This window comes from Bdellovibrio bacteriovorus (genome assembly GCF_001592745.1).
Classification (GTDB): Bacteria; Bdellovibrionota; Bdellovibrionia; order Bdellovibrionales; family Bdellovibrionaceae; genus Bdellovibrio; species Bdellovibrio bacteriovorus_B.
Genome location: NZ_LUKD01000008.1, coordinates 18,142 through 35,884, shown reverse-complemented (window position 1 = coordinate 35,884; position 17,743 = coordinate 18,142). Strand labels below are relative to the sequence as shown.

At 45.3% G+C, this 17,743-nt stretch carries 23 protein-coding genes and 1 tRNA gene; 14 read left to right on the top strand and 10 right to left on the bottom strand.

The genetic code is table 11. The features are described 5' to 3' along the window. Nucleotides 1–98 precede the first annotated feature (98 nt). Nucleotides 99–368 (top strand): 30S ribosomal protein S18, encoded by a 270-nt coding sequence (rpsR, locus tag AZI87_RS14775; protein ID WP_063208708.1) that lies wholly within the window; start codon nt 99–101, stop codon nt 366–368. 222 nt (nt 369–590) lie between these two features. Here the strand turns inward: rpsR and AZI87_RS14770 are convergent, their stop codons facing one another. Then, nucleotides 591–980 carry a hypothetical protein gene (locus AZI87_RS14770; RefSeq protein WP_253696876.1) on the bottom strand — a complete coding sequence of 130 codons (390 nt, stop codon included), beginning with the start codon at nt 978–980 and terminating at the stop codon, nt 591–593. Nucleotides 981–1,128: 148 nt separating this feature from the next. Here AZI87_RS14770 and AZI87_RS14765 point away from each other — a divergent pair, with 148 nt between their 5' ends. Then, complete coding sequence (locus AZI87_RS14765; protein ID WP_063208704.1) at nt 1,129–1,332, top strand: hypothetical protein; 204 nt, start codon at nt 1,129–1,131, stop codon at nt 1,330–1,332. Here the strand turns inward: AZI87_RS14765 and AZI87_RS14760 are convergent. Further along, a complete protein-coding gene (locus AZI87_RS14760) occupies nt 1,329–1,991 on the bottom strand; it encodes a hypothetical protein (RefSeq protein ID WP_063208702.1) in 663 nt (220 codons plus the stop codon). The genes AZI87_RS14765 and AZI87_RS14760 overlap by 4 nt on opposite strands. Before the next feature lie 82 nt (nt 1,992–2,073). Here AZI87_RS14760 and AZI87_RS14755 point away from each other — a divergent pair. Continuing rightward, nucleotides 2,074–2,150, top strand: a tRNA-Pro gene (locus AZI87_RS14755). A 484-nt stretch (nt 2,151–2,634) separates the two neighbouring features. Then, a complete protein-coding gene (locus tag AZI87_RS14750; protein ID WP_081112243.1) occupies nt 2,635–4,125 on the top strand; it encodes a MerR family transcriptional regulator in 1,491 nt (496 codons plus the stop codon). Between the two features lie 133 nt (nt 4,126–4,258). Here AZI87_RS14750 and AZI87_RS14745 read toward each other — a convergent pair whose 3' ends face one another. Next, nucleotides 4,259–5,455 carry a DEAD/DEAH box helicase gene (locus AZI87_RS14745; RefSeq protein WP_081112242.1) on the bottom strand — a complete coding sequence of 399 codons (1,197 nt, stop codon included), beginning with the start codon at nt 5,453–5,455 and terminating at the stop codon, nt 4,259–4,261. Nucleotides 5,456–5,712: 257 nt separating this feature from the next. Here AZI87_RS14745 and AZI87_RS14740 point away from each other — a divergent pair, with 257 nt between their 5' ends. Further along, nucleotides 5,713–5,967, top strand: coding sequence for a zf-TFIIB domain-containing protein (locus tag AZI87_RS14740; RefSeq protein WP_063208698.1), 255 nt, complete (start codon nt 5,713–5,715; stop codon nt 5,965–5,967). A 49-nt stretch (nt 5,968–6,016) separates the two neighbouring features. Here the strand turns inward: AZI87_RS14740 and AZI87_RS14735 are convergent, their stop codons facing one another. Then, nucleotides 6,017–6,751: a transporter substrate-binding domain-containing protein gene (locus AZI87_RS14735; RefSeq protein WP_155722586.1), complete on the bottom strand. Its 735-nt coding sequence runs from the start codon at nt 6,749–6,751 to the stop codon at nt 6,017–6,019. A 147-nt stretch (nt 6,752–6,898) separates the two neighbouring features. Further along, entirely contained in the window at nt 6,899–7,279 is a 381-nt protein-coding gene (locus AZI87_RS18225) for a hypothetical protein (RefSeq protein WP_063208695.1), read from the bottom strand. A 247-nt stretch (nt 7,280–7,526) separates the two neighbouring features. Here AZI87_RS18225 and AZI87_RS14725 point away from each other — a divergent pair, with 247 nt between their 5' ends. Both AZI87_RS14725 and AZI87_RS14720 read left to right on the top strand, forming a co-directional pair. After that, nucleotides 7,527–7,994, top strand: a complete 468-nt coding sequence (locus AZI87_RS14725) for a hypothetical protein (protein ID WP_063208693.1) — start codon at nt 7,527–7,529, stop codon at nt 7,992–7,994. Between the two features lie 265 nt (nt 7,995–8,259). Continuing rightward, nucleotides 8,260–9,048, top strand: a complete 789-nt coding sequence (locus AZI87_RS14720) for a hypothetical protein (protein ID WP_063208691.1) — start codon at nt 8,260–8,262, stop codon at nt 9,046–9,048. Here AZI87_RS14720 and AZI87_RS14715 read toward each other — a convergent pair. The 4 genes from AZI87_RS14715 to AZI87_RS14700 all read right to left on the bottom strand — a co-directional run bounded on the left by AZI87_RS14715 (nt 9,034) and on the right by AZI87_RS14700 (nt 11,799). Continuing rightward, nucleotides 9,034–9,603 (bottom strand): HD domain-containing protein, encoded by a 570-nt coding sequence (locus AZI87_RS14715; protein WP_063208690.1) that lies wholly within the window; start codon nt 9,601–9,603, stop codon nt 9,034–9,036. The two genes, AZI87_RS14720 and AZI87_RS14715, sit on opposite strands and share 15 nt — an antisense overlap. Further along, the gene (locus AZI87_RS14710) at nt 9,603–9,863 is read right to left on the bottom strand and encodes a hypothetical protein (RefSeq protein ID WP_063208689.1); all 261 of its coding nucleotides are present in this window, start codon (nt 9,861–9,863) and stop codon (nt 9,603–9,605) included. Before AZI87_RS14710 ends, AZI87_RS14715 begins: the two co-directional genes overlap by 1 nt. A 78-nt stretch (nt 9,864–9,941) precedes the next feature. Further along, a complete protein-coding gene (locus AZI87_RS14705) occupies nt 9,942–10,817 on the bottom strand; it encodes a S8 family peptidase (protein ID WP_063208688.1) in 876 nt (291 codons plus the stop codon). A gap of 82 nt (nt 10,818–10,899) precedes the next feature. Further along, nucleotides 10,900–11,799, bottom strand: a complete 900-nt coding sequence (locus AZI87_RS14700) for a YihY/virulence factor BrkB family protein (protein WP_063208686.1) — start codon at nt 11,797–11,799, stop codon at nt 10,900–10,902. A 131-nt stretch (nt 11,800–11,930) separates the two neighbouring features. Between AZI87_RS14700 and AZI87_RS14695 the strand changes: the two genes are divergently transcribed. After that, the gene (locus tag AZI87_RS14695; protein ID WP_063208684.1) at nt 11,931–12,587 is read left to right on the top strand and encodes a hypothetical protein; all 657 of its coding nucleotides are present in this window, start codon (nt 11,931–11,933) and stop codon (nt 12,585–12,587) included. 81 nt (nt 12,588–12,668) lie between these two features. Then, nucleotides 12,669–14,288 (top strand): S8 family serine peptidase, encoded by a 1,620-nt coding sequence (locus AZI87_RS14690; RefSeq protein WP_063208682.1) that lies wholly within the window; start codon nt 12,669–12,671, stop codon nt 14,286–14,288. 12 nt (nt 14,289–14,300) lie between these two features. On the opposite strand, the gene AZI87_RS14685 is transcribed toward AZI87_RS14690, so the two are convergent. Continuing rightward, nucleotides 14,301–15,041 (bottom strand): hypothetical protein, encoded by a 741-nt coding sequence (locus AZI87_RS14685; protein WP_063208680.1) that lies wholly within the window; start codon nt 15,039–15,041, stop codon nt 14,301–14,303. 211 nt (nt 15,042–15,252) lie between these two features. Between AZI87_RS14685 and AZI87_RS14680 the strand changes: the two genes are divergently transcribed. From AZI87_RS14680 to AZI87_RS14660, 5 genes are all read left to right on the top strand, one after another. Continuing rightward, the gene (locus tag AZI87_RS14680; RefSeq protein WP_063208678.1) at nt 15,253–15,522 is read left to right on the top strand and encodes a hypothetical protein; all 270 of its coding nucleotides are present in this window, start codon (nt 15,253–15,255) and stop codon (nt 15,520–15,522) included. Nucleotides 15,523–15,654: 132 nt separating this feature from the next. Then, nucleotides 15,655–16,434 carry a TIGR02147 family protein gene (locus AZI87_RS14675; protein ID WP_172795531.1) on the top strand — a complete coding sequence of 260 codons (780 nt, stop codon included), beginning with the start codon at nt 15,655–15,657 and terminating at the stop codon, nt 16,432–16,434. A 5-nt stretch (nt 16,435–16,439) separates the two neighbouring features. After that, entirely contained in the window at nt 16,440–16,748 is a 309-nt protein-coding gene (locus AZI87_RS14670) for a hypothetical protein (RefSeq protein ID WP_063208674.1), read from the top strand. Nucleotides 16,749–16,840: 92 nt separating this feature from the next. Continuing rightward, nucleotides 16,841–17,176 carry a hypothetical protein gene (locus tag AZI87_RS14665; protein ID WP_155722584.1) on the top strand — a complete coding sequence of 112 codons (336 nt, stop codon included), beginning with the start codon at nt 16,841–16,843 and terminating at the stop codon, nt 17,174–17,176. Between the two features lie 80 nt (nt 17,177–17,256). After that, complete coding sequence (locus tag AZI87_RS14660; RefSeq protein ID WP_063208670.1) at nt 17,257–17,670, top strand: VOC family protein; 414 nt, start codon at nt 17,257–17,259, stop codon at nt 17,668–17,670. Nucleotides 17,671–17,743: the final 73 nt, after the last annotated feature.

Below are 17,743 nucleotides of genomic sequence, written 5' to 3'. Positions count from 1 at the left end.
AGTAACCATATAAAGTAAAAAGACACTTGATGGCAACTCTTTTTTCTTGTACACACATTAACTCGCTAACCAATAGGAAATCTAAAAAGAGGATAGTAATGAAAAAGACAACTCGTAGCAAATACCGTCAAGAATTCTCCGGCGACCACGTATTCGATTACAAAGATCCAGCATCTTTGACTCGTTTCATCGGTGACGGTGGTAAAATCACTCCATCTCGCATCTCTAAACTATCAGTAGCTCAACAAAAGAAAGTGGCTGCTGCAGTTAAAAAAGCTCGTAACCTAGCTCTATTGCCTTCTGGTTCAGACGCTTACGATACTTTCCACAGAGCTGAAGCAATCTCTCCAGTTCCTTTCGAGATCTAATCCCGAATAAACTGCTGAAATTATAGATTTCCTGTTGGGAAAACAAAAAAAGCCGGTCCAAGACCGGCTTTTTTTATGCCCAAAAACTCCCCTCTTCTTCCCCATCAACCCTACGCGCCACCCGAAACGTTCCCAGAGGGGTTCAGCCAAGGCGCGACCGAGGAAGGCGCGGAGGCCTACTGGAGGTAGGCCGCACAAGCCGCCCGCCCAAGCAACGAAGGATCAACCCTTCTGGGGACGTTTCCAGGATATGAAGAGCGTCACTATCATCATGACCATGTAACTTTTACTTGAGAACTGATGCAACACCGGTCCCGGCACCCCAAAGGCCGATAGCTGATCAAATGGCACTCCCCAATTTAGAAGGCGAATTCCTAAAATCGGTAAGGCAAAAAGAATCCAGAACTGCAAAACCGCCGCAAACCAGATGGGATGCGCGAACTTGGCCCGACGATATTCAAGAACCATCAGGACCAGAGGCAATAGAACAAATAAAAATCCCGCGACCGTAGCCGCCACCTGACGGTCCGCTATCACTCTAAAGATAATCATCACCAAGGCGATCACGATCGCTTGCGCTAATAAATATTTGGAAAAAACATTTCGTCTCATGTCCAAGAAGGTAGTCCACGAGGCTAGACAACTCAAGACAAGGAGCAGCTCAATTCAAATATACCGCAGCTATAGGCTGCATGCATCCGGCTTTCGCCTTGCACAAAGGGTTCATCGAACAACAACACACTTTAAAAAGGAACCCTTTATGAAAAACGAAATGACTTTAGAACTTCTTCGCAATCAGCTTAAAAACTTCGGCCTGAACCCTGCGGAATGGAACATCTCTCGCCTGCAGGCTTTGAACTTCCTGGTTCAAAATCGCAATGACGAAACATTCGCTTTGTACGGACGGCTTGAGTATCGCAACCGCAAGCCGCAGTGGAAATCTTTGGAGGTGTATTCTCTCTAGAAAGCTTCGCAACGAACCGAGAACAAACTTCGATTGAAAATATCCTGCTCATTCAACATCAGCGTCGCCTTACGAGGTTCGACCGCTACCTGAGTAGGATCTGTCGGTGGAGGCACTTCCTCCCCCGGCAGTTTTTCATATATTTTTTTACGCAAATTCACCCACGCTTCTTCGCCGTTGGCGCGAATGTAGATGTTCTTCAGACGGCAGAAGATCGCGATGTCGGCTTCTTGCATCCAACCAAATCTTTCAATCCCTGGCTCGGGCGGCTTAATCCCCCAGGCCAAACGCGCCATCAACTCAATCCCGTCATTCATCGCCGAGCGCACTTCGGTCACGTTAAATAACTGCGTCGTGCATTCGCTAGAAGCCTTCCCGATACCATCTGCCACATTTTTCAGCACCATGAAGTACTCATAGCAGGAACCCGCGCTGTTTCCGAGCTGACAAGCCTCTTTAGCGCGAACAATTGTAGGAGGAATTTTGTTCTTCTTAATCTCTGTTGGGAAGATATTCCCCTTCTGCAACTCTTGAAAAGTCGTCTGCTGGGAATCACAAACCGTGTGCGGCGGGCTGACCAGCATGAAGACGCCGATGCCTATTAATATGGCTAAAAATGCGAGAACAGGTTTGGGAAGCGAGTTTATGAAGTTTTCCATGAAAAAAAGAATAGCAATGTCGTGCGTTACTATCTAGTGATTTGACAACAGGGCCAATAATTATTTATTGTCCACTCCTCGTCGGGGAGTAGCGCAGTCTGGTAGCGCATCTGGTTTGGGACCAGAGGGTCGTAGGTTCGAATCCTATCTCCCCGACCAACTTTTTCAAAAAAGCCGAGTGGCATCAAAGATGCCAGTCGGCTTTTTTGTTTTTGTGATCTGGAAGCGATAGGCTTCGAATTTATCGGTCAAGCTGTCGTAGGTTCGATCAAAATAGCAGGATGCTATTTTGAGGGTGCCGGAGGCAGTCCGCAGGACCGAGCGCCACGACGGCGCGAGCCCCATCCTATCTCCCCGACCATTTTTTTAAACAGCGCGGCTGTTCGTTCGATTCTCTCATCTCACCATAATTTAAAAAAATGTTGCTGAACCCCATCGCTATGGCGCTGGGGCCCATTTGGTTTTGTTCTTTTGAAGGTCTTAGTTGCTTCGATCGCCCTAGCAGGATGCTAGCGCGAGGGTGCCGAAGGCAGTCCGAAGGACCGAGCGCCACGACGGCGCGAGCCCCATCCCGTTCTATCCGCCCTTTTTTTTTACTTTACTCTGCCCTTGGGGCGGACTTGAGCCTTAGTATCAGAGGTTCATGATGAAGAACTGGCTTACTATCAGCGAATTTGGCGAACTCACAGGGCTTTCGGTTAAAGCTTTGCGCCTCTATGAAGAAAAGGGGATTTTATCTCCGCATACTCGGAGTGAAAGCCGTTATCGCGTGTATACGACCGAGCAAGTCTCGGCGGCGAAACGCATTGTGCACTACAAACATCTTGGTTTTACGCTTGAGCAAATTAAGACATTGTTGCGCGAAACTAACGAGCAATCACTGCAAGAACTCCTAGAAGCGCGTCTTTATGAGAGTCGCAAAAGTGCCGCCCAAATGCAGCAACAGATAAAAAGCCTGGAATCCATTTTGACCTCTTTAAACCAAGACAAGGAATTGTCAGAGACAGAGAGGACTCAAGTTATGGAGAACATCCTAGAAATCAGCGAGAACAATCTAAAAAGAAAAGGCGTTGTTGATGAGCATGCTCTTTTACAAGTGCGTGAAGAGATCTCGCTTTATTCCCATGAGAAAAAGCAAGTTATTGCTGGCATTCGCGAGATTATCGAATACGCAAAAAAAGAAAATATTCTTTTAGGCCCTGGGCGCGGAAATTCGGCAGGCAGTTTAGTTTTATTTGCCGAAGGTTATTCAAAAAGAAATCCTATGGACTATGGGTTATTGCCCGAGCTTTTTAGTGCCACTAAATTTGTTTGGCTGGATGTCGAGTATTCTCGTCATGAAGAAATTGGTCGGATGTGTGATGAACTCACGCAAAAAACTGGCGTCGAGGTCATCGCCTTTCGAAGTCCCCTTTTAGATATTTTTAAATCCCTTGAAAAACAAATCGGCAAAGTGGAGTTTAATTCCTTTTCCGACTATGACCCGATGATTTTACAAGCCCCTAAAAATGGTACGCGAGGTCTTTTCTGGCTCGACTGGAATCCTAATTTCCACGCACATCAGAATAGTTCTGTTGAATGGCGTGAAAAATCTCGATGGAAGAATGAGGAGCTTGAAGAGTTCTTTAAAGTAAATAGCTTTGAAAGCCCTATGGATTATATGGTTCAAGACTGTTTAATGTCGCTGGGAATGCGCGAGGAGTTCTTTGCTTACCCACAGCGAAGGGCGAGCGATTGTCCCAGCTCTTTACCGGAACTGAAGGACACCAAGGGCTTATTAATATTCCGTGAGGACTGGCTTAAAATTCTTGCAAGAACGACAGGAGTTTCAATTCTTGAAGCGAACAGGATTCAAAGAGCGATCGCTAAAAATGAAAATGCGCCTGAGTTTTCAGTTCTTGAAGAGGTGGAGAACACTGAGCTTAGAAAATTATTACTTTCAACTTGCAAGAGCGTCTACTCAAAGGCTCATTCGGTGAATGGGTGGCTTCAGTACAAGCAAACAGCAATTTTGAAAGGACTTTGGCCAAAAGAGTACCTTGCGACAGTTGAAGCTTGGGAAAAAGAACATGGCCTGGTTTGGTTTGAGTTTGGATACAAACCCACTCCCCACGAATTTTATTTAAAAGCTTAGGGAACCGGCTTTACACAGAGCTTCGAAAGCCTTTTGATAGTGGTCACAACCGTGGTTCGCTTCAAAAGGCTTTTTTCATTTCGGAGAGATTGAATTCGACTCTTCGATCAAAAGTGCGGAGAGTTTCTATCCTCTATTTCTTCTTCACGGCTTTCTCATCGCGCTTCACGTGTAGGCGTTTGCCGTCTTTGTCCTTAAAGCGAGATTTCAATTCTTTCGCCGTTTGGCCTTTGCCTTCGATTTTCGCGATCAATGGGAGGTCGCGCTCAGTGACAAGATTGACGACCAAGCCTTCACGACCGGCGCGTGCTGTGCGTCCCGCTCTGTGAAGATAGTTATCCAGTTGTTGCGGAAGATGATAGTTAATAACTCGGCCGACGTGTTGTACATCTAAACCGCGAGCCGCTAAGTCTGTCGAAATCAACAGGTCGACTTCTCCGCTGCGAAATTTTTTAAGATTTGTTCGACGTTCGTTTTTATCCATTTCACCGCGATAAAGAAGGCACTTGTAGCCTTTATCCGTCATTTCTTTGGCGATCTTGTCGCATTGCTCACGTGTGTTCGCAAAGACAATGGTTCCACCTTCGATTTTCTTCTTTAAAAGCTTTTCAAAGATAGGCCAACGAAGGCCATCAATCACGGTTTCATTCTTTGTCGTCAGAGTTTTTGCGGTTTTACCGCTACCACCACTACGAATGACCTCCGCCTTAGCAAAAAGCGAGTTCATCATCTCTTCAACATTCTTGGAAACTGTCGCGGAAAAAAGTGCTAATGGAATATCCTGAGGACAGGTATCCACGATATAGTTCGAATCCGTCAAAAATCCTTTATCCAACATCTGATCCGCTTCATCAAAAACCAAAACACGCACGTCCGATAAATCAATCAGCTTTTTATTCAGCAGTTGAATCAAGCGTCCCGGGGTGGCTAACAAAATCTCAAAAGAGCCGCTAATGTTGCGAATCGTTTGTTCCATGCTCATCCCGCCTAAAGCCGGACGCACACGCAGACGGGTTTCATGAGTAAAAGTCTTAAAGACCTTGGCCACCTGTTCGCCGAGGTCGCGAGACGGCACCATCACCAGCGCGCGCGGAGCTGCCTCAGCCTTCACTGGCTCCCCGTCCTCTTCCAATTTTTTAAGCATGTTTAAAAGTGGCAGAGCATAGGTCAGTGTCTTACCACTGCCAGTTTCAGAAACACCGACAACGGATTGACCCGACATGAGCAAGGGAATGGCCATGCGCTGAATTTCTGTCGGCGTAAAAATACGCTGCGTTTTAAGAGTTTTTAAAAGAGAAGGTAATAGACCGAATTCTGAGAAATTATTCATCCCCGCAATGTATACAGGAATCGCAAGAAAGGCGCGTCTTTTCGTCGAGCAGATAAAAATGGTACGCGAATATTAAATGCAGTGTCTAAACTATGGGCATTCCTATATTCCTTGCACCCTCTAATGTCATCTGAATGAAGTCACCTTAGGACAATAACAACGATCTTATTCATTTAAACGAAGATTTTCTTATTAATTATCTATTATCTGAATGAACTGCATTTTGGTAACCTGATCGAAAGAAAAGGAGGTCCGTTATGAAATGCCCTCACTGTAAAGATAAAGATCTGGTCATGAGTGAAAGAAAAGGTGTGGAAATCGATTACTGTCCTGAATGCCGTGGTATCTGGTTAGATAAAGGCGAGCTTGATAAAATTCTAGATAGATCCCAAGAAGAAGAAGAAAAACGTGCACAGCCTTCACAAGAGGCTTTCATGCCAAATGCAAACCCTGGTTACGGTCACAAACCTTATAAACGAAGAAAATCTTTCTTTGAAGAACTCTTTGATTAATAAAAACAAGGACGTCTAACGACGTCCTTGTTTCGCTAGACGACGCAGATTATTCTTTCTCTAACTTTACATTCAAAGAATGCCGTATGAAGGGGTACTTTGATAAATCCCCTTTTAAAGATTTGCGAAGACCTTCTTCAATCTTCACCATCAGATCCTTGTGTTTTTTGTGCATCGTAAAATAAAGAGGGGTGCGCACAAAAATGCTCTCACTGACTTGCACACCTTCAGCGAGCTTTGGACTTGCCGCCTTGAGGCTTTCAATAATCTCTTCAGGCATGATGACGTAATCAACCCTTTTAGAATTCAAGAGCTTTAAAAGTTCAGCGTACCCAACGTTCACCTCTGTGACCTTAAGTCCGACTTTTTTAACTCTTGCCTGAAGAGTGGCATTGTTTAACACGATCGCCCCAGAGTATTTATGAATCTCCGAACCGTTCACGGTTTTGTCTTTAAGCCACATCATTCGAAAATTGGTGAAGGCAACAGGTATACTTGAGGTAATGACGTTGGGAAATTCTTGGGCATCTTCTAGTCCGCGAATAGGTAAAGCGTCAAAAGTTCCATTATTCACTTCAGCAGCATTGCGCTTTCTGGGAAGCTCTATGAGCTTGACGGTGATTCCCACGCTTTGGATGGAATCAGCAACAAACTCCACGGCCTCTTTATAAGCCTCAACATCTTTATAACCTGTCGTCGCGACTAAGGAGATGGATTCGGCCTTTGAAACCACAGAACAGACCAGCCCCACGAAACACAAAAAGATAGAACGTACATACCGCATAAAGAAGAGATACAGCGAAGTGATAAAGAATGCATCACAAACTCATGAAGTCTAGTCAGTGTTGTTTAGAAAGATTAAACGTCTTCGCGAAAAACAGCTATAAAGAAATACAGGGACTTTCGGAAGTCCCTGTAACGTGGAAAAATTTTAAAGGGTCGAGATGCATTCCATGTTGTAGTGCTGACCTTGAACTTTTAATGAAGCTGTCGCTCTTTTAAGTCCATGCTCAACTTCCACGTAAATAGACTCTTCCGGGCTGCGGTGGAACGTCATCATCGTCTTTTGCAAAGGTTCAGAACACAACAAGACAGTGCGAACCGGAGACCAGGTCACAGCGTCTCCAAGGTTCAAGGAGTAAGAGATCGCCGGATGCGGATGAGCCTCGTTACGGCAGGCCATGTGAATGATCTCTGCATCAAAACTAATTTGAGCAAGATGTTCCCTGTTTTTACAAAGAAGATCCAAAGTTTTTGCATTTGCGAAGTGAGCTGAAAACAGGACTGCGCTGGCGAGCAAAATGTTTTTCATGAAGCCTCCTTAAAACGAATCTCTTTAAGCTTGCGATTCGTAGTTCCTTCCGTCAACGCCAATCGCAGTTTAATTCGCGGGATGCTCCGGAACATCCATTAATCAAGCTTCTTTCCGTTTCAAATTCATCATGTTTAAACAATTCGGGTACGAAAGATCCGCAAGATTTTTGTAGATAAGTGTTTTTATCTTTATGACATACCAAAAACCGTTTTATGAGAGCCTATCCAAATTTAGGAGGATTAAAATGCGTTCCATCTTATCTCTTGTTCTTTTACTAGGTACTTGTGTCAGCGAAGCTCGCTCTGTTTCTTTAGATGCACCACCTGAGGTAAAACACTACTGTTCTCAAGGTGACCGTAAAGAAGTGATTTTGCCAACAGTTGAAGCGGTTATTCGCGGGCCTCAAATTACAAAAGTCATTATATCCATCGTTGAGGCTGACTGCCTGAACGGACAAGGCGTTCCTAAAGACTACAACACATTCTATGCTCCAAGCCTGACTCAGGTTAGTGAAGGCTCTGCTATTGCGTCTGAACCAAGACTTTGGAAGCTGAACGCCTATACTTACAGAGCTCAACTGCAATTTGCTACACAGGCTTTATTAGAGGCAGAACAGAAATTCCTTTTGTCAATTCCTGTAAGCACAGGTCAGTATGACTTCTTTATTTTAACAACACCAGACGGCGCCCAACCGACTTTAATTTTGAAATAGTCATTTTAAAACAGTAAGAAGGGAGCTCTACGCGCCCTTCTTTTCTTTATATGTTATTGTCTCTTATTAATCGATCTGATCTCGATCTCGATTATTAAACTCCCACACAAAATTTGCACAGATGCTAGTGCAAATGGTCACTTTGAGTCCAACTTGTTTGATTAAAATACTGCGATTTCAACATACGCCTGTTTTTCTTCAATGCTCATTAATACGGTTCGTTTGTCGTAAACAAAATCCGTATCATTTTTAAAAGGAGTTTTTGATGAAACTGCAGTCGATTTTCTTCGTGATGATGATTCTATTTGCTCCCCGTGCTTTTTCCGAAGTTTCAGACGATGAGATGAACAAGTCTAACAACCCCTTAACACCTTCTGTCGGATTGAACTTTCACGATTACATAGCTTCATCAATATTCGGAACCGACGAAACTTCAAACACGTTTTTCCTGAGGGGCTCGACTCCGCAAAAAATAGGCGGATTGCCCCAATTGACCAGAGTGTCTCTTCCTTATCTTAGTGTCCCGGGAATTGACGGCGACCAAATCACTGGCGTTGGTGATCTAAATATATTCGATATATTTTTGCTTCGACCTATAGGGAACGTGCAACTTGGAATCGGCCCCTACTTCGTTTTTCCGACGGCGAGTGAAGATGAAACGGGAGCAGGAAAATGGCAAATTGGATTTTCGGGAACGGCGATCAGTCCAAAACCCTGGGGACTTGTCGGAGCCCTGCTAACATATCAACACGACATAGCAGGTGATGAAGACCGGCCCACTCAAAACATCACAACCTTTCAACCTTTGATCATGTACAACCTTCCCGCAGGATTTTATGCCCGCTCGACAGGAATTTGGTTCTTCAATTTTGAAACAGGTGACTATTATATTCCGGTCGGTGTTGGGGGTGGCAAAATCTGGAAACTTGAAGGTGGAATTAATATGAATCTTTTCGCGGAACCTCAATGGACGGTGGCGCATGAAGGTGACGGAGTTCCCAACTTTCAAACATTTATCGGCTTAAATTTCCAGTTCCCGCTAAACATCCAGTGACCTAGAAGGCTTATGTTTCATAAGAGCCCGGCGCAACTCTTCAAGTGCGCGCCGGCAGTCCTCGACCGCGAAGAGATGTTGGGATTGATTTAACAGCTCCTCCATCTCCATCTCTGATTTTTTGAGATATCGTTGCGCCCACCTTGGTACAATATCGATTGTTCTAGCCATCTCTCGCAAGTTGTCTGCCCGATCCAAAAGTTTGATCGCAATGGCTTCAGGATCTTTTAATATCGCTGCATAGTACTTTGGAATTTCCGTGCGTTTCAAATTTTGGGGGGCATCGTCGGGCCACCACTGAGTCATGAGCTCTACCAGGTCTACCACCCGTTTGCTAAACGCCTGTTCCAGGTCTTCCGCGGTAACACTGGTATCTTCAAGAATGTCGTGAAGTAAAGAGGCTTCGACTGCCTCTAATGACAGACCGGCCTTCGCTGCTTGATGAGCAACACGAATCAAATGATTTATATAAGGTTCATCACTTGATTTGCGCTTGTGTCCCACATGCGCCTCGGCGGCAAATTCGACAGCTTTAAGAAGTTGAACCTCGATCATCAGTGCTTCATCCGGCTTTGACGTCGTTCTTCACTTCGCTCTGGATTTTGAGTAGTGCCTTTTTTACGGCGACGATTTTGACCTTGAGTGCTTTTCGGAGCCGCTCTTTTGGCGGGCTCAATCATCGTGTCGGCCTCGGTTTTTAGAATCTTTTTTAACTTCGCTCCTGGAACATCCGACAATCTTTTTTTAGCGGCCTTTCTGCCGGCGACGTGGGCCTTCTCTTTTCTGACTATAGATTTTGCGGCTTGCGCTCTCATCGAAACCTCCCCTTTATTTAAATTTACGGGGGATTTTTGGCTTTATATAGGTGATTTATCGCAGGCTGGTGTTGACGATCACAATGCCGGGCAAGCTTCAGAAATGCTAAGCAGACGTGCGGAGTTTACAACTCCCCTACAAGAAGATTCGACAATGGCGCGCTTGATAGCCGCGGGTGAAGCCCCGGCGTTTTGCTCTTTATACAAAACCGCAAGCCCCGCCACGACGGGAGCTGCCCCGGAAGTTCCATTGAATGTTCGGTAGTCGCCTTGAGGAGTCCATGTCGTCAGGCCATCCCCGGGGTCCCCGGCAGGCGCTAAGACATCAACAACGGAGCCCGTGTTAGAGTAAAAAACGCGAGAGATCGGTGGATTCAGATTCGTTGCTCCTACAACAATAACATTGGGCCAAGACTCTTCGAAATCAGGAAGCTGCCATGACTGATTGCCTGAAGACCAAATCAACAGAGTTCGTTTAAAGCGCTCAGGGCCCACCGAAGCCCGCATCTGTCGCAGAATATCTTCGCTCAGGGAAAAGGAGCAATTCACAATAAAAACGCCTTGATCCACAGCAAACTTAAATCCCTCAATAGCGGCAGCGATAGAACCCATTCCTTGATTGAACGCTCGCACAGACATGATTTGCGCCTGCGGAGCTAAAGACAGAATTATTCCCGCTACCGCAGTCCCATGCCCATCGGAATCTTCAAAGGTCGTATCATTGTCAAAGGCATCCCAGCCCGGAAGTATTTGGGCATCATAGGATTCAGGCAACGAAACTCCCGAATCAATGACGGCGACTTTGATGTTTTTGCCAGTAAGATAGTTCGCCCCACCGTAAGAAATTATTTTTTTAAGTCGAAGATTTTCTGGGTCAATGAAAGAGTTTGAAGCGCCAGCGCTAAAGGATAGGAAAAACAGAAATAGAAAATAGCTCCAAGGACGCCATGTCATTGCTGTCGTTTTAGCAAACTTAAGACCCTATTCCCACGGCGGCCCGAACCCGATGTAGAAAATGCAGAACTGTCTAAGAAGCTTACATACTGAGATCAGGACTGCGAGGACGAGTGCGCGGTGGCGGTGGCGTCTTTTCTTTCTTAGGCGCTTCTTGATCTTTAGCTAAGACCGGGGTTGCCCCTAAAATCATCCAGTTGGCGAACTCATAGCTAACCAGCAATGTTAAAGCGGTATAATAAACCCAAGCTAAAAACACGACGATGGAACCCGCAGCGCCATAGGACTTTTCAAGGCCTGCCGTTCCCAGATAAAGACCTATGAGGGTCTTTCCGATTACGAAAAAAATCGCGCTGGTGACCCCGGCAATCGCACACCTTTTCCATACCATTCTGTCGGAAGGCACAAAACGGTAGATCGCGGTAAAAAGAAAGCTGAAAACCACGAAGCTTACAACGAAAGCCACAGTTTGCCAGATCCACCCCTGCTGTTCAGGAAAAGCTACAGTCAATACAGTTGTCAGAAGCATTGAAGCAATCGCTAAAAACACGAAACCCAGCAACAATCCCATAGAGAAAAAACGATCTTTCACAAAACCCATAATGCCTTGCTCTTTTTCGCCGGCTTTGTGTTCGTTGATTTTATCCAGAGCATAACGAAGTTGCGAAAAAATGGCGGAAGCTGAAATTAAAAGCACAATAAATCCGATGACACCAGAAATCCCCGTTCCGGTAGGATTGCGTTCTGCATTTTCAACAATCATTTGAATCGAACCGCTCGCTTGTTTGCCGACAACATCAGAAAATCCCGTAAAGATTTTTTCACGAGTTTGATCACCAAAAAGCGCTGCCAGCGATAAGAGGATCAGCACGAACGGAGCCAGTGCCAAGCCCGTCGTATAAGCAATCGAAGCCGACAGAATAAAGACCTCATGCTTTCCCATTTGATCAACAAAATTTGAAAACCGTTGTTTTAAGTTCACGTTGAAATTCTCCTCTTAACCTAAAATTAACCTTGAAACTTCAGGAAGATGAGTTGTGTTTTCACACCCGTGCCGAATAAGAATCTTTGGCTTTTACCGAGAGTGCAGTTAGGATTTAGGCAGAGGTGATTATGACTCAAAGAATTCTGTGGGCCTGCATATCGGTTTTATTCTGTTTCTTTGTACAAATGAAATCCGTCTATGCCGCAAGTTTTGACAACGATACTGGAATTTCAAAAGAAAAATTGACCGAGTCATTGGCAAAGAACACGGACCTGAACCCCGAGCAAATCAGCGCGCTCATCCAAACATTGCAGCAACAATTGGGTGTCAAACCAGAACAAAAAATCCCGATTCAAGGATATCTTTATTCTGCCGGAATGAACTGGGCCTTTTTGTTAGATCACGACACTTGGTATTTTGATGCCACGATTCGGGATCCGAAAACAAATGAGTTGATTGACATGAAAGAGCTCTTTATTTGTGACTTTCACAATGGAGGCTTTAAGTTTGAAATCGCCTATAAGTGGATGTTCACTTTTATTCCAAGTGGCGTGAATGTTGATGAACTGCATGGCGGAGTATACGGCCGAGGTGTTGGTCTTGTGGCAGATGCCCTTCTGGGCCTTGAAGGCTCGTGGCTTCCGGCAAAAAATAGAAAGCACGATGTTTTTCACGTCGCAATCAAAGTCGGCGTTGGTGGAGGCTTGGTGTTCCCCAAAATGGAATTTAAATTGCGCCAAATCAATGAAGATACAAAAACGGCTCTTTTGCGCTTTCAAAAATAACTCCTGATCTTTAACGTCATTGGTAAATTCTTTTACCTCTCATTTTTATAAGAGCTACCATTTTTAAAAAAGGAAGCTCTTATGAAATACATTCTTTGGCTGGTGCTTTGCTGGCCCACGTTTTCATTCGCACACGAGATTGAATCAGCCCCCGGCGAATTTGTTGTCAAAATCAAAAACAATGTGACCGTTCAAGTCTCTTCCTTGCCGAGTTTGGCGCAAAGCTTGGGGTCCGCGATCAAGGCTACGATCCCTGAGCAAAACATTGTCGTTCTAAAAAGAGCGAGTTTTGAGAAACGCGACGCCGCTTTAAAAATTCTTTCCCAGAATGATCTCGTGGAGATTGCGGAACCCAATTACAAATACACCGCACATCGAACTCCCAATGACCCGATGTTCCCACAACAGTGGGGATTTTATAACTATGGTCAGAGCGATGCGGATCTAACACCAGGAATTCGCGGCATGGATATTGGCGCCTTAAAAGCTTGGGATTTGACAACGGGATCAAAAGAGATCGTTGTCGCTGTTGTGGATTCAGGAGTGGACTACTACCATCCTGACTTACAAGGCAACCTTTGGATCAATGAAGCAGAACAAAAAGGGACGGCTGGCGTCGACGATGACGGTAACGGAATCATCGATGATATTTTCGGAGCTAACTTTGTCGATAGCGCAAAGCCAACAGGAGATCCGGCTGATGACTACGGGCATGGAACACATGTTTCTGGAACACTAGGAGCCCAATCCTTTAATGGACAAGGTGTCGCAGGAACGGCCTGGCATGTTCGTATTCTCCCCGTTAAATTTTTAAATGAAAATGGCAATGGTTATCTAGATAGCGCCATTAAAGCCATCCACTATGCCCGAAAAATGGGGGCGCGCATTTATTCAAATTCTTGGGGTGGCGGAGGTTATTCTGAGAATTTAAAACAAGCTATCAAAATGACTCACGAAGCCGGCGGGGTCTTCGTCGCTTCAGCTGGAAATGATTCATCTGACAACGATGAGACTCCAGAATACCCCGCAAATTACGCAGTACCAAATGTGATTGCCGTAGGTTCGATGAACAATCGAGGTCGACTCTCAGATTTTTCAAATTTTGGCCGTTACACAGTGGACGTGGCTGCTCCGGGAGAAAACATTCTTTCAACCGATCTGTACGGAGGCTACACGATCCTCTCAGGTACGTCGATGGCCGTACCCCACGTCTCGGGGATCGCGGTTCTTTTATGGAGTAAAAATCCCGCACTTAAAAACACATCAATCCGAAGTCGTATTATGAGCACCACCAAAAATCTTTTAGGCGGAGCCCGCATTCGCCGAGGCTTGGTGTATGCGCCCGCAGCTTTGCAAAATTCAGTGATGAATCCAGATCCCGATGATCCTAGATCGTGGAATAGACAGACATTAAGTATTTCTACCGCACACCCTTACGCCAACAACACCCGGCAAGAATTTGAAGTTACAATCCCGGGCGCGAAGCGCATCGCCCTCTTCTTTTCAAAATTTAAAACCGAAGTGGATCTCGATAAGGTGGAACTCTTTGATCGGGCGGGCACTAAAGTCACTGAAATCTTTGGCAGAAATGACGGAGAATACTCTCTCCCCGTCGAAGGAGATTACGTAAAAATCGTTTTTTCATCTGATGGCAGCGTCAACGACTACGGGTTTGATATCACAAGAGCGGCGTGGGAATAACCCACGCTCGTTTTATTTTGATGAACACTGAACAAGTTCGTCGGATTTAAGTCGCGCTAGTTTTTCTGTGATCTCAGCCATGGCAACAGAGTTCTCATACATGCGATAAGTCCACTTACGATCTAAGGCGCCCAGGCTTAGTCCATCCAAAAAAGAATGAGGGGCATCACTCAGAATTTGCGCCTGCTGTTCTCTTCGGTCGTTCATCGCTGAAAGCAAAAGCTTCTCTGTATAATCTAAAATCTGCTTTTGACGAATACTTTGATCTTCAGATAACTCAGGAACTTGAGATGAGATCACCATGCTAGCCCCTAAGCTCGCCAGATGAGGCGAAGTCACTACAGTGCTTGCCATCACAGGAAATACGGATAAGAACTCACTGGTCACCATCGAGCCGGCTCTTTCCGCGATAATTTCTGAAGCAGCGGCCCGTTTGTAAGCGAGCTTTCCAATCACTCCGCGCGTGGATGTCACAACGGCAGCTCCTTCAGAAACGAGCATAAACTCGGCGATAAAAAGAAGTCCCGCACTGACTCCCAGAATGGCCATCGAACGCTCGTTATCGCGAGTAGCACTTAAGTGCATGTCTTTAAAGTCTTCTGAAAGAGTGCGAAGGTCTTTAGCCTGCTGACGATATATTTTCGCCTTTATCGCTAGCGTGCGAGTGTCACAGGCAGAATCCGCATTCTGTGCCCAGGCGATATTTTGAAAGGAAAGAACCGCTACCAAAACAGACAAAATCAATTTTTTCATGAGTAACTCCGAAGGGTCCAAGATTCCAATTCCTGTGCCACTTATAAAGAAACCTATTGGAGCTGGTCTGACCAGAGCGTTTTCAGTGCCGTAAAGGGTCGGCTCTGTTAGGTCACACTTCGGAATTTCGCGGAGCTATTTCACATTTTACATATTGCTGTTGGTAATGGCGCTTTGAAGAATAATACGAAATATTCAAGGAGGAACTTTCATGAAAATGCTTTTAATAAGCAGTCTTTTGTTCGTATCCGCGATCGCCAGTGCGCAGGAAAGATCTTTGTTTAGCCTTCCTGTCACCACTCAACCCGTCGTTATGTCTTCCGAGGGCTCAAACACAGAGGCCGACATTCAGTCGACGTCACGTTACTGCTGCATCCGACGTGGGGGCACATATTGCGATATGGGATATTACGACCGCTTCGGTCAGCCTTGCAGCTGCTTTCTTGGCAACAATGAGTATGAAGGACATGTGTGTCGCTAAAGCCCCATCCGGGGCTTTTCCACGCTCCCTAGATTAAATTTAGGGAATTACCATCTTTACCGTGGCAAAAGCTGACACACTCTGTTTCAAAAAAATGGAGGTTTTTCTATTGGAATGATAAACCGTGCGGCTATGGAAACTCTCAAAGTAAAGCGTAAAAAAATCGTCGCCGCAAATTTCCGTCAGCTTTTACAGGCCGAACTGACAGAGAGATGTCGACTGAATCCCAGCTACTCATTAAGATCGTTTGCCAGATCCCTGAACGTAGAGCCTTCTTCGCTCTCTCAAATGATTAACGGCAAACGCCCTATCACCGCCAAAATGAAACTTCGTCTGGGTGCCGCCTTAGGGCTTAACACCGAACAAATTCGTCGCCTTCCCAGCGAAGATTTTCCCGAGGAACGCGAACCGAAAAACCTCACCCTGGATACCTTTGCGGCTATTGCGGATTGGTACCACTATGCCATTTTGGAGTTAACTCATGTCGACGGTTTTCAACCTAACATTGCCTGGATCGCCCAACGCTTGGGTATCACGCGCACAGAGGCCAATATTGCCGTTGAGCGACTTTTTAATCTTCAGCTTCTAAAGAAAACTTCGCAAGGACAGTGGCTCGACACCTCGGACAACGGTGAATTGACCCATCTGACTCCTAGGCAAACTTCCGATGCAGCTAGGACTTACCAGTGTCAACTTTTAGAGCTTTCAAAAAAGACCGTGCAAGAAGTGCCGCTGGATCGACGCAATCACACCTCGGCCACATTTTGTTTCGATCCCGAAGATCTGCCTCAGGCGGCACAGAGAATTACGGAATTTAGACGGGCCTTCGCCCGCGAATTTAAACCTAAAAAAAGCAAAGAAGTTTTTCAGATTCAAATCAGTTTTTTTCCACTCACTAAATTGAAAGGTTGAATTTTATGGTTCTACGTCAAATCACTTTAGCGGCTCTTATTTTTGCTGCCTCCTCTTCGGCCCTTGCCCGCATTCATCGCTTTAAAGAAGGTGGCGGTGACCAATCTATGCTTTTCAAATGTATAGATAAAAATAAGGCATTGACCATTATTGGATTAGACAACGCACCCTCAGAAGTCCAAGTTCTGGTTTTTTGGCAAGGGCAACTTCTTCACCAAGATTCAGGTCATATCAGCGAAGATGGAACTACTTTTGTTGGTCAAAGTTTCATTTTGGACCTAGCTATTCTAAATTGTACACGTGGCGGTGACTGACACAGTTTGTGTCAGGATTTCTGGAGCCTTTGCAGAAGCTGTCGTATGAAGGGTTCACAACAAAACAACAACCCTTCATGAAAGGAAATCACATGAAACTAAAAACAATGATCCCCGCAATTTTGATGGCGCTATTTGCACAGTCTGCTTTGGCGGATAGCTCGACGCTTTTCACATGCAGAAGCCTTCCTACGGCCGACTCTGCTTTACTCATTTACGGAATTCCTCAAGAAAACACAGACATTATTGATCTAGTGATTTTCGTAAATGGCGAAGTAAAAGCTACAGACCAAGGTGTTCTGGTTGATTCGTACACTCGCTATGTTGGTCAAAGTTTCGATATGAATTTTGTCGACACTGAAATCACGGCAAAACTTGAAAACCCAGTTTTAAGTGTTCGTCAAACAGAAGCTCTGATCTGCGAATAAACGCGCTGTTCATCGTTTCGAAGTAGTAACTTGGGTTCCGCATCTTCACTCCCTAGAATACATAGCTACGGGAGTGAAGAATGTTACAAGATATATTAATAAATATCGACGTCGACAACTCAGAACGGGCCGTGAAGTTTTATACGGAAGCTTTGGGATTTAAAATAGGCCGTCGCTTCGACTCTAAATTTATTGAACTTATCGGCAGTTCCTTCTCCCTTTTTCTTTTAGAAAACGAGACAGGAACCCTTCCTTACCCCGGAGCCATGGCGGGGCGGAATTATTCTCGACACTGGAGTCCGGTTCACTTGGACTTTGTCGTTTCATCAATAGCTGAAAGCAAAAAACAAGTGTTGAGTGCCGGTGCAAAATTAGAAACCGACATTCGTATCGAACCCTATGGCAAGCTCGCCACGTTTTCAGATCCTTTCGGCCACGGCTTTTGCCTGATCGAATTTACGGGAAGAGGCTATGACGAAATCAAGAAGCTTTAAAGGAGAGGTATGAAGTGGTAAAAGCCCCTGCGGCGAAGCCTCCAAAATACCCAAAAACTTTTCACTATACTGG

Excerpts from the sequence above, each read along its gene's own strand:
- rpsR (WP_063208708.1), top strand. The coding sequence starts at position 99 with ATGAAAAAGACAACTCGTAGCAAATACCGTCAAGAATTCTCCGGCGAC.
- AZI87_RS14710 (WP_063208689.1), bottom strand. The coding sequence starts at position 9,863 with ATGAGAGCGCAAGCCGCAAAATCTATAGTCAGAAAAGAGAAGGCCCAC.
- AZI87_RS14660 (WP_063208670.1), top strand. The coding sequence starts at position 17,257 with ATGTTACAAGATATATTAATAAATATCGACGTCGACAACTCAGAACGG.
- AZI87_RS14735 (WP_155722586.1), bottom strand. The coding sequence starts at position 6,751 with ATGCGGTATGTACGTTCTATCTTTTTGTGTTTCGTGGGGCTGGTCTGT.
- AZI87_RS14760 (WP_063208702.1), bottom strand. The coding sequence starts at position 1,991 with ATGGAAAACTTCATAAACTCGCTTCCCAAACCTGTTCTCGCATTTTTA.
- AZI87_RS14725 (WP_063208693.1), top strand. The coding sequence starts at position 7,527 with ATGCGTTCCATCTTATCTCTTGTTCTTTTACTAGGTACTTGTGTCAGC.
- AZI87_RS14680 (WP_063208678.1), top strand. The coding sequence starts at position 15,253 with ATGAAAATGCTTTTAATAAGCAGTCTTTTGTTCGTATCCGCGATCGCC.
- AZI87_RS14750 (WP_081112243.1), top strand. The coding sequence starts at position 2,635 with ATGATGAAGAACTGGCTTACTATCAGCGAATTTGGCGAACTCACAGGG.
- AZI87_RS14670 (WP_063208674.1), top strand. The coding sequence starts at position 16,440 with ATGGTTCTACGTCAAATCACTTTAGCGGCTCTTATTTTTGCTGCCTCC.
- AZI87_RS18225 (WP_063208695.1), bottom strand. The coding sequence starts at position 7,279 with ATGAAAAACATTTTGCTCGCCAGCGCAGTCCTGTTTTCAGCTCACTTC.
- AZI87_RS14720 (WP_063208691.1), top strand. The coding sequence starts at position 8,260 with ATGAAACTGCAGTCGATTTTCTTCGTGATGATGATTCTATTTGCTCCC.
- AZI87_RS14770 (WP_253696876.1), bottom strand. The coding sequence starts at position 980 with ATGAGACGAAATGTTTTTTCCAAATATTTATTAGCGCAAGCGATCGTG.
- AZI87_RS14740 (WP_063208698.1), top strand. The coding sequence starts at position 5,713 with ATGAAATGCCCTCACTGTAAAGATAAAGATCTGGTCATGAGTGAAAGA.
- AZI87_RS14690 (WP_063208682.1), top strand. The coding sequence starts at position 12,669 with ATGAAATACATTCTTTGGCTGGTGCTTTGCTGGCCCACGTTTTCATTC.
- AZI87_RS14715 (WP_063208690.1), bottom strand. The coding sequence starts at position 9,603 with ATGATCGAGGTTCAACTTCTTAAAGCTGTCGAATTTGCCGCCGAGGCG.
- AZI87_RS14765 (WP_063208704.1), top strand. The coding sequence starts at position 1,129 with ATGAAAAACGAAATGACTTTAGAACTTCTTCGCAATCAGCTTAAAAAC.
- AZI87_RS14685 (WP_063208680.1), bottom strand. The coding sequence starts at position 15,041 with ATGAAAAAATTGATTTTGTCTGTTTTGGTAGCGGTTCTTTCCTTTCAA.
- AZI87_RS14705 (WP_063208688.1), bottom strand. The coding sequence starts at position 10,817 with ATGACATGGCGTCCTTGGAGCTATTTTCTATTTCTGTTTTTCCTATCC.
- AZI87_RS14745 (WP_081112242.1), bottom strand. The coding sequence starts at position 5,455 with ATGAATAATTTCTCAGAATTCGGTCTATTACCTTCTCTTTTAAAAACT.
- AZI87_RS14695 (WP_063208684.1), top strand. The coding sequence starts at position 11,931 with ATGACTCAAAGAATTCTGTGGGCCTGCATATCGGTTTTATTCTGTTTC.
- AZI87_RS14675 (WP_172795531.1), top strand. The coding sequence starts at position 15,655 with ATGGAAACTCTCAAAGTAAAGCGTAAAAAAATCGTCGCCGCAAATTTC.
- AZI87_RS14665 (WP_155722584.1), top strand. The coding sequence starts at position 16,841 with ATGAAACTAAAAACAATGATCCCCGCAATTTTGATGGCGCTATTTGCA.